At 68.4% G+C, this 9131-nt stretch carries 9 protein-coding genes; 8 read left to right on the top strand and 1 reads right to left on the bottom strand.

Features of this window, described 5'->3' with window-relative positions; all coding sequences use genetic code 11:
- Nucleotides 1-97 precede the first annotated feature (97 nt).
- The 5 genes from A6A40_RS27765 to A6A40_RS27780 all read left to right on the top strand — a co-directional run bounded on the left by A6A40_RS27765 (nucleotide 98) and on the right by A6A40_RS27780 (nucleotide 3846).
- Nucleotides 98-556, top strand: a complete 459-nt coding sequence (locus A6A40_RS27765) for a hypothetical protein (RefSeq protein WP_108549077.1) — start codon at nucleotides 98-100, stop codon at nucleotides 554-556.
- 234 nt (nucleotides 557-790) lie between these two features.
- Nucleotides 791-1153, top strand: a 363-nt coding sequence (locus A6A40_RS31970; RefSeq protein WP_236784103.1) for a lytic transglycosylase domain-containing protein, incomplete at its 3' end; no start/stop codon positions are given.
- 388 nt (nucleotides 1154-1541) lie between these two features.
- On the top strand, nucleotides 1542-1814 hold the full coding sequence (locus A6A40_RS31980) for an SPOR domain-containing protein (RefSeq protein WP_236784161.1): 273 nt from the start codon (nucleotides 1542-1544) through the stop codon (nucleotides 1812-1814).
- Nucleotides 1815-1927: 113 nt separating this feature from the next.
- The gene (locus A6A40_RS27775; RefSeq protein ID WP_108549078.1) at nucleotides 1928-2431 is read left to right on the top strand and encodes a hypothetical protein; all 504 of its coding nucleotides are present in this window, start codon (nucleotides 1928-1930) and stop codon (nucleotides 2429-2431) included.
- A complete protein-coding gene (locus tag A6A40_RS27780) occupies nucleotides 2428-3846 on the top strand; it encodes a GAF domain-containing protein (RefSeq protein WP_108549079.1) in 1419 nt (472 codons plus the stop codon). The genes A6A40_RS27775 and A6A40_RS27780 overlap by 4 nt, the downstream gene beginning before the upstream one ends.
- Nucleotides 3847-3867: 21 nt before the next feature.
- Here A6A40_RS27780 and A6A40_RS27785 read toward each other — a convergent pair whose 3' ends face one another.
- The gene (locus tag A6A40_RS27785) at nucleotides 3868-4851 is read right to left on the bottom strand and encodes a LysR family transcriptional regulator (RefSeq protein ID WP_236784104.1); all 984 of its coding nucleotides are present in this window, start codon (nucleotides 4849-4851) and stop codon (nucleotides 3868-3870) included.
- A gap of 309 nt (nucleotides 4852-5160) precedes the next feature.
- On the opposite strand from A6A40_RS27785, the gene A6A40_RS27790 reads away from it, so the two are divergent.
- The 3 genes from A6A40_RS27790 (at nucleotide 5161) to A6A40_RS27800 (ending at nucleotide 9080) form a co-directional block, all read left to right on the top strand.
- Nucleotides 5161-6483 (top strand): M20 family metallopeptidase, encoded by a 1323-nt coding sequence (locus A6A40_RS27790; RefSeq protein ID WP_108549081.1) that lies wholly within the window; start codon nucleotides 5161-5163, stop codon nucleotides 6481-6483.
- Nucleotides 6484-6511: 28 nt separating this feature from the next.
- Nucleotides 6512-7303 (top strand): class II aldolase/adducin family protein, encoded by a 792-nt coding sequence (locus A6A40_RS27795; RefSeq protein WP_108549082.1) that lies wholly within the window; start codon nucleotides 6512-6514, stop codon nucleotides 7301-7303.
- A gap of 109 nt (nucleotides 7304-7412) precedes the next feature.
- Nucleotides 7413-9080: an ABC transporter substrate-binding protein gene (locus tag A6A40_RS27800; RefSeq protein WP_108549083.1), complete on the top strand. Its 1668-nt coding sequence runs from the start codon at nucleotides 7413-7415 to the stop codon at nucleotides 9078-9080.
- The last annotated feature ends 51 nt before the right edge of the window (nucleotides 9081-9131 follow it).

Consider the following 9131-nt stretch of genomic DNA (forward strand, 5'->3'; position numbering starts at 1 on the left):
CGTCCCCACCCAAATGGTGTGGTCCCCGCTTGGGGGCAGACAAAGCGGCAGCCGGCGTCCTAAAGTCCGCCTCCAGCGCGACAGCTTCGAAGACGGAATGGGACGGGACCGCGATACCGAACGAACGACCGGCGGGGAATCCACCAGCGGACTGACCGGGAAGGGGCTGGACACCCTGCTGGCGGCGGCGGAGACGCTGCCGCATGCGCCGGAGGATGCGTGGCGGCTCGACCTGTTCCGGGTGGCGCTGCGCATCGCGCGGTCCACCGAGTCGGTGACGGACCTGGAACGCGCCAACCTCGCCTTCAAGGCGCTGCCGCACCGGCTGCGCAACCCGCTGGTCGACCGCGCCGCCATGCTGGCCCGGCGCGAGGCGGAGCGCGCGCAGGTGACCGCTGAACCGGAGGACGAGCCGAAGACCGGGGGGCCGCTGGGCGGGCTCCTTGGCGGGCTGCTCGGCAGGCCCGGCGGCAGGCCGAGCCGGAAGACCGCAAAGGAGCGGCTGATGCGCGAACTGACGACCCGCCGCGATCCGGACGACGACCGGGAAACGTGATTCGCCGCGAGACCGAATTGCCGAAAGACCCGCGCAAGGGCTATCCCGGCAGAAGGCGATCCGGACGGCAGATGCCCGTCCGGCCGCTTGTCCGGCCGAAGGACTCCGGTGCCCTCCCCCCTCCGCGTTCCCCGGCCGCGTCGAAGGTCACAGCCGGGACGGTTTACGGCGGGGCCGGAATGTGCAAAGGTCGCTACCTCCAAATCGGGCTTATCCTAAAGTTAGAATCAAACGATGACCGGGGGTTCCGTGCGTCGCCTGAAGCCGTTGCTGACCTGCGCCGCCCTGACCGCCCTGCTGAGCGCCTGCGCCAGCGGGGGCGGATCGCACCGCACCGCCACCCCGGCGGAGATCGACGCCCACATCGCCGAGGCATCCAAGCGCTTCGACATGCCGGAGCTTTGGATTCGCGAAGTCATCCGCCAGGAAAGCGGCGGGCGCACCACCGTCAACGGCAAGCCCATCGTCAGCAAGGCCGGCGCGATGGGCCTGATGCAGGTGATGCCCGGCACTTACGAGGAGATGCGGCGCAAGCACGATCTGGGCTCCGACCCGTTCGATCCGCATGACAACATCATCGCCGGCACCGCCTATCTGNGGTCCGGGCTGTTACGGCGACTATCTGGCCGGCAAGCGCAGCCTGCCGGGCGAGACGCGGCGCTACATCGCGTCGGTCGGCCCACGGCTGAACCGCACCCCGGCTCCCAACGGCGCCGACATCGTGCTGGTCAGTGCGCCGTCCTCCGATTTGCCTTCGCACTTTGGGCCGTCCTACACCTCGTCGCAGCCAACCCCCTCCTATCAGGCCCCCTCCTATCAGGCGCCCTCCTACGCGCCGCCGGCGAACAGCCGCCCGGCGGCCAGCCGTCCGCCGATCGCCGTGGCGGCGCTGCCCGCCCCGGCAGCGGCGCCGGCGCCTGCGGTGCGGGTGGTGGCGCCGGACACCTCGACGCCCGACGCGCCGGCACCGCGGCCGGTGGCGACGATGGCCGGGCCGGCGACCGCCGGCGGCGGGGTGTGGACGGTTCAGCTCGGCGCCTTCCGCTCGCCCGACGACAGCCAGCGTGTGATCGACCGCGCCCGCAACTCCATGCCGGTGCTGTCGCGCTCGCAACGGGTGGTGCAGGCGGTGGATACCCAGACCGGACCGCTCTACCGTGCCCGCCTGTCGGGCCTGTCGCAGCAGGATGCGGCCAGCGCCTGCAGCGGGCTGGTCACCATCGGCATGGCTTGCTTCGTGGTGGCGCCGGGAGCGTGACCGACAAGGTCGGGCAAATCCGTGCCGCATGGATGACATCCATCGGTTGGTTTGCCGCCCGGCCGGTGCCGTTGCTATCCTGATCGCCATACAGGGGCGCTGAGGAGGCAGGCGTGGCGGAGCCGGACGGTCTTCAGCTTGGGGCGGGTGTGGGCGCCGCGGTCTCGCGTTTTCTCGACCGCAGCCTCAGCGTCAATGTCGCCTCCAGCGACCGGTCGAACCGGCCCCTGGTCGCGCGGGCCGTGGCGGCACAGGCGAGTTCCGGGGGAGAGCGGCTGACCGTGCTGCTCGACGGGCGCGCCAATGCCGAACTGGTGGCTGCCGTCGCCGACACCGGCCGGCTGGCCGTGGTCTTTTCCGAACCCAGCACCCACCGCTCCCTGCAGGTCAAGGGCGACGGCGCCCTTGTCGCCGCCCCGACCGCGGAAGAGGCGGCGCTCACCGGTCCCTATCTGGACGGCTTCATCGCCGAGCTGACCGGAATCGGCTTCACCGAGCCCTTCATCCGGGCGGTGATGTCCTGCGATCCCGCCGATCTGGTGGCGCTGCATGTCCGCCCGGCCACGGTGTTCGACCAGACGCCGGGCCCGAAGGCCGGCGAGCCGGTGCAGGCATGAGCGACCGGCAAGACCACCATCCCGTGCTGACGCTGGATGCCATCCGAACCTGTCTGGAGGGGGTGATCCCCGCCACCATCGCCACAGTGGCGCCGGACGGCACGCCCAACGTCTCGCAGCTGTCTCAGGTCCATTACGTCGATCCCGGCCACATCGCCCTATCCTATCAGTTCTTCAACAAGACGCGGGCCAACATCCTGGACTGCCGGGATGCGCTTCTCGAGGTCATCGACCCGTCGACCGGCGCGCAGTACCGGCTGCGGCTGGACTATCTGCGGACCGAGACCGACGGGCCGCTGTTCGAGAGCATGAAGGCCAAGCTGTCGGGGATCGCCTCGCATGTCGGGATGGCGGAGGTGTTCCGGCTGCGCGGTGCCGACCTGTTCCGGGTGACGGAGATCGAGGCGGTGCCCGGCGGCCGTCCCCTGCCAGCGCGCATACGCCCGCGCAGCCTGCTGTCGGCCGTCCGGCGCGCCTGCGAGGGCTTGCGCGGCTGCGCCGACCTGTCGGACCTGCTCGACCGCGCCATCATGGCCCTGCGCGACCTGTTCGGGGTGGAGCATGCGCTGATCCTGCTGCCGGACGCCGCCAGCGGGCGGCTGTTCACCGTCGCGGCGCTGGGTTACGAGGCCAGCGGGGAGGCGGCCGGGGAGGCGAGCAAGCGGGGCAGCGGCATCGGTTGGGAGGTTGCACCCGGCGACGGCGTGATCGGGGTGGCGGCGCGCGAACGGGTGCCGATCCGCATCACCCACATGACCACCGATGTCGCCTACAGCATGGCGATGCGGCAGGGCACGGCGGCGGGGCCGTTGCACGAGATCCCCTTCCCCGGTCTGGAGCGGCCGCACAGCCAGCTGGCGGTGCCGATCCTGACACATGAGGCCGGGGACGGCCGCGGCGGGCTGGGCGGGGTGCTGTTCGTGGAGAGCGCCCAGGAGATGCGCTTCACCTACGACGACGAGGATGCACTGGCGACGCTCGCCGCACAGCTGGGCGCGCTGATGCGCAGCCTGCCCGCGGCCCAGACGACGGAGGTGGAGGACCCGCCGGCCGAACCTGCACCGGCACCGGCACCGGCACCGGCCGGCGGCCCGCCGATCACCGTGCGCCATTACACCACCGACGACAGCGTCTTCCTCGACCACGATTATCTGATCAAGGGCGTGGCCGGGGCGATCCTGTGGAAGCTGGTGCGAGAGCATACCATTCTGGGGCGCACCGATTTCACCAACCGCGAACTGCGGCTGGCGCCGGACATTCCCTTGCCTGATTTTGCCGAGAATCTGGAAGCGCGGCTGATCCTGCTGCAGCGCCGGCTGGACGACCGCCGCGGGCCGTTGCGGATCGAGAAGACCGGGCGCGGGCGGTTCCGGCTGCTGGTGGAGACGCCGCTGCGGCTGGAAGAGATGCAGTGAAGGGGCGTGGGATGGCAGCGGTTACGGGACAGGTGACACGCCAGCCAGTTCCCGCGCCGGGGCGGTGGCGAGCGCCGTCTGCAGATAATCCAGGAAGGCCCGCTCCGCCCGGTTCAGCTTGGCCTGTTCGTTCCAGATCAGGTGGACGTTGACCGGCGCGATCCCCTCATAGGGCGGCAATTCCCACAGCATGCCGTCGTCGACGTCGCGGGCGGCGATGTGCTCCGGCAGCGGCCCGATGCCGAGACCGCAGACGATCATGCGGCGCACCTCCTCCAGATTGGCGGACGAGGCGACGACGCGTCCGGCGAAGCCCTCCCGCGCACGGAACAGCGTCAGCGGAGACAGGGCGCCGTCGATCTGGTCGGAGGTGAAGGAGACGAAATTCTCGTGCCGCAGTTCTGCGATGTCGATGTCGCGCTGCCCGAAAAGGCGGAACTCGGAGCCGCAATAGAGGCGGTAGGTCTGGCGCAGGAACACCTGGCTGGACAATCCGGGAATCGGTTCGCGCAGCAGGCAGATCGCCATGGCGCCGACACGCTGCTGCAAGGCGATATGAGCGTCGGCCGAGGCCATCACGTCGATGCGGAAGGTCACCTGCGGATACATGCGGTGGAATTCCCGCAGCGAGCGGTCGAGCAACGGCGTCTGGATGCGGCTGGTCATCAGGATGTGGACATGGCCGCTGATCTCGTCCTTGGCGTCACGAACCAGGGCGCCCAGGCGCGACACGGTCGCGTGGATCGCCACCGCCTCGTCATAGACCTGCTCACCGGCGGCAGTGACGGCGAAGCGGCCGGGGCCGCGGTCGATCAGGGTGCGGCCGAGCTGCTCCTCCAGCCGCTTCAGCGCGAGGCTGACCGCGGGCTGCGTCAAAAACAGGCGGACGGAGGCCTTGGTGATGCTCCCCTCCTGCACGATCACCATGAAGGTGCGCAGCAGATTCCAGTCCATCTGCTGCCCAAGACGGGCCAAAGCCTGCCGTTCCGCCCCGGTTTCGTTCACTGCCCGCCCCTTGTCCGCTCTGCCCGATTCCGGTGCATTCATTCTGCCGCACAAATACTACGCACATGATTGCCCACTGAGCAACTGCGGCATAAATCAAACTCATGGGCGAAATGAAAAATGCTTATTTGCCACGTCGCATTCGTCATCGCCTAATCGACACATGGCGGCCTTCAAACATCGCCAAGCCGGACATGCATAACGTCGCATTATAGCGGTCATATCCATTTGGGATAGGCCGCGCAGCAGCCGCTTTGTCTTTTTTCAACCGACCGTGCAATCCTGCCGCAGCGGTGAAGAGGATTCGGAATGACACGAGAAACGGCAGACCGTCTCGACCATGCGTTGCCGGACCCCGGCCTGCGTGCCGCCATCCTGGACGCCGCCGACGCAGCGCAGGACGAGTGCGTGGCCCTGCTGTCGGACCTCGTGCGCCAGCCGTCGCTGCTGGGGGAGGAAGCCGGGGCGCAGGCTCTGATGGCCGACCGCTTCGCCGCGCTCGGGCTGGAGGTCGACCGTTTCGACGTGGACGAGGAGGCGATCTCCCGCATGCCGGGCTTCTCGCCGCCGGTGTTGCCGGGCGCCTATGCCGGTCGGGAGAATGTCGTCGGCGTCCATCGCCCGCGCGAGGCGAAGGGGCGCTCGCTGATCCTGAACGGCCACATCGACGTGGTGCCGGCCGGCCCGGCGGAGCTGTGGACCACTCCGCCCTTCGAGCCGCGCATCGCCGACGGACGGCTCTACGGCCGCGGCGCCGGCGACATGAAGGCGGGCATCGCCGCCTATACCGCCGCCTTCGGCGCGCTGCGCACGCTGGGCTACCGGCCGGCCGCCCCCGTCTATCTGCAATCGGTGATCGAGGAGGAGTGCACCGGCAATGGCGCGCTCGCCTGCCTGCACCGCGGCTACCGTGCCGACGCCGCGGTGATCCCGGAGCCGTTCAACCATACCATCTCCGTCGCGCAGGTCGGCGTGATGTGGCTGCGGCTGGTGCTGACCGGCACGCCGGCCCATGTGCTCGACACCTCGGCGGGGGTGAACGCCATCGAGGCGGCCTATGCGCTGGCGGCGCACCTGAAGGCGCTGGAAGTGCGGTGGAACGAGCCGTCCTGCCGCCATCCCGCCTTCTGCGGCCACGCCCATCCCGTCAACATCAATCTCGGCCGGATTGAGGGCGGCGAGTGGCCGTCGTCAGTCCCGACGCGCTGCGCGCTCGACCTCCGGCTCGGCTTCTTCCCCGGGCAGGAGCCGGAGGCGGTCCGCGCCGAGGTGACACGGGCGGTGGAGCAGGCGCGCTCCACCGACCCGGCTCTTGCCAGTGTGGGCGTCGCGTTGCAGTGGAACGGCTTCCAGGCCGCCGGCTGCGAGATCGACCCGGCCCATCCGCTGGTGACCATGCTGGCCGACAGCCATCGCGCCGTGCGCGGCGGCGACCCGGAGCTGGTGGCGCTGACCTGCACCACCGACGCCCGCTTCTTCCAGCTGTACGGCGATACCCCCGCCACCTGCTACGGCCCGGAGGCGACGCGTATCCACGGCATCGACGAATCGGTGTCGCTGGACAGCGTGCGCGACGTCACCCGCGTGCTGGCACTGTTCATCGCCGGCTGGTGCGGCCTGGAACCCATCTGATCCCTTCTTTCCCGACGAGACCCACCCGATGATCGCCGCCTCCCTGACCGCCACCGCCGCCCACGCCCCGCGCGCCACCCGCGACTGCTCCGACGTGGAGTGGAAGGTGCGAACCGATCTGGCCGCCGCCTACAGGCTGTTCGACCGGCTCGGCATGACCGACCTGATCTACACCCACATGTCGGCGCGGATTCCCGATACCCCCGACCATTTCCTGATCAACCCCTATGGCCTGATGTTCCACGAGGTGACACCCGACAACCTCGTGAAGGTCGACATCGACGGCAATCTGGTGGACGGGCGCGAGGGTGACGCCATCAACCCCGCCGGCTTCACCATCCACAGCGCCGTCCATCACGCCCGCCCCGACGTCGGCGCCGTCATCCACCTGCACACCGACGCCGGCATGGCGGTGAGCGCCCAGGCCGACGGGCTGCTGCCGATCACCCAGCATTCGCTGCGCTGGTACAACCGCATCGCCTATCACACCTACGAAGGCATCGCGCTCGACCTGGCGGAGCGCGAGCGGCTGGTCGCCGATCTCGGCAGCCATCACAGCATGATCCTGCGCAACCACGGCCTGCTGACCGCCGGCCAGGACGTCGCCGAGGCGGCGGTGCTGATGTACTACCTGGAGCAGGCCTGCAAGCAGCAGATCATGGCGCTGGCCGGCGGCCGGCCGCTGGTCTACCCGTCGCCCGAGGTCTGCGAACACACGGCGCAGCAATATGAACGCGCCTATCCGAAGGCCGGCGTCCTGGAATGGGACGCGCTGCTGCGCTGGCTGGACGGCACGTCCGGGCCGGTGGGGCCGCGGTGAGGATAGTCGTCATGCCCCCCTCCCCGACCCTCCCCCGCTTCGCNAAAATTACAATCGACACGACAGGGTCGCTGACACCACCGACAACTTCTGGAGACGAGGACACCCGATGACCAGACGCCTTACCGGTATCCCCGCCAGCTTCCGCCGTAGTTTTCAGGGCGGCTTCACCCGCGGCGTCCACCGCGCCGCCGCCGCAGGCCTGCTGGCCGCCGTGCTCGCCGTTCCCGGCACCGCGGCACTGGTCGCCGCTCCGGCCATGGCCCAGGAGACGCCGGTCCGCGGCGGTGTCCTCAACTCCATCGTGCAGCCCGAACCGCCGACCCTGATGCTGGGGCTGAACCAGCAGGGTCCGACCCAGACGGTCGCCGGCAAGATCTATCAGGGCCTGTTGACCTACGACCAGAAGCTGAACCCGATGCCGTCGCTGGCCGAGAGCTGGACGGTCTCGCCGGACGGGCTGACCTACACCTTCAAGCTGTTCCAGAATGTCAAATGGCATGACGGCAAGCCCTTCACCGCGAAGGACGTCGTGTTCTCGACCTCCAAGTTCCTGATGGAGGTTCACCCGCGGGCGCGTGCCGTCTTCAGCCGCTGCGAGTCGATCACCGCGGTTGATGACAACACCGTCGAGTTCAAGCTGAAGGAGGCCTTCCCCGCCTTCATTCAGGCCTTCGAGGTGTCCTCCGCCCCGATGGTGCCGGCCCACCTTTATGAAGGCACCGATTACCGCGCCAACCCGGCCAACACCACGCCGGTCGGCACCGGCCCCTTCAAGCTGAAGGAATGGGTCAAGGGCAGCTACATCCAGCTCGTCCGCAACGAGGACTATTACAAGAAGGACCTGCCCTACCTGGACGGCATCACCTTCCGCGTGATCCCGGACGCCGCCAGCCGCTCGCTGGCGCTGGAGAGCGGACAGGTGCAGCAAACCCAGTACAGCGATCTGGAGCCCTTCGAGGTTCCGCGCATGAAGGCGCTGCCCAACCTGACCATGACCACCGCCGGCTACGAGTTCGTCGCGCCGCTGTCCTGGCTGGAGATCAACCACCGCGTCAAGCCGCTGGACGACAAGCGCTTCCGCAAGGCCATCGCCTACGCCATCGACCGCAAGTTCATCCGCGACAAGATTTGGTTCGGGCTCGGGCGCGTGCCGACCGGTCCGATCAACTCGGTGGTCAAGTTCTACGATCCGAAGGTGACCACCTACGAGCCCGATCTCGCCAAGGCCAAGGCACTGCTGGACGAAATGGGGCTGAAACCCGACGGCAAGGGCGTGCGCGCCACCGTCAAGATCATGCCGATGCCCTATGGCGAGACCTGGACCCGCCTGGGCGAATATCTGAAGCAGTCGCTGTCCAAGGTCGGCATCGCCGTCGTCCTGGAAAGCACCGACGCCGCCGGCTGGAGCCAGCGCGTCGCCAACTGGGACTACGAGATCACCACGAATTTCGTCTACCAGTATGGCGATCCGGCGCTGGGCGTGGCCCGCACCTACATCTCGTCCAACATCCGCAAGGGCGTGATGTTCTCCAACACGATGGGCTATTCCAACCCGAAGGTGGACGAGCTGTTCGCCAAGGCGTCGCAGGAGAACGATCCGGCCAAGCGCCAGGAGCAGTACAGCGAGGTCCAGCGCATCCTGTCCGACGAGCTGCCGGTCGTGTGGCTGCTGGAGATGGAATTCCCGACCTTCCTCGACAAGCGGGTGAAGAACGCCAACACCACCGCCATCGGTGTCAACGACACCTATGAGAGCGTCTGGCTGGCGAAGTAACGAGACGCTGACGCCGCCCCCTCCCTAGCCCTCCCCCACCTTCGGTGGCCG

It is taken from the genome of Azospirillum humicireducens, assembly GCF_001639105.2.
GTDB classification, from domain to species: domain Bacteria; phylum Pseudomonadota; class Alphaproteobacteria; order Azospirillales; family Azospirillaceae; genus Azospirillum; species Azospirillum humicireducens.

Excerpts from the sequence above, each read along its gene's own strand:
- A6A40_RS27765 (WP_108549077.1), top strand. The coding sequence starts at position 98 with ATGGGACGGGACCGCGATACCGAACGAACGACCGGCGGGGAATCCACC.
- A6A40_RS31980 (WP_236784161.1), top strand. The coding sequence starts at position 1,542 with ATGGCCGGGCCGGCGACCGCCGGCGGCGGGGTGTGGACGGTTCAGCTC.
- A6A40_RS27780 (WP_108549079.1), top strand. The coding sequence starts at position 2,428 with ATGAGCGACCGGCAAGACCACCATCCCGTGCTGACGCTGGATGCCATC.
- A6A40_RS27790 (WP_108549081.1), top strand. The coding sequence starts at position 5,161 with ATGACACGAGAAACGGCAGACCGTCTCGACCATGCGTTGCCGGACCCC.
- A6A40_RS27795 (WP_108549082.1), top strand. The coding sequence starts at position 6,512 with ATGATCGCCGCCTCCCTGACCGCCACCGCCGCCCACGCCCCGCGCGCC.
- A6A40_RS27800 (WP_108549083.1), top strand. The coding sequence starts at position 7,413 with ATGACCAGACGCCTTACCGGTATCCCCGCCAGCTTCCGCCGTAGTTTT.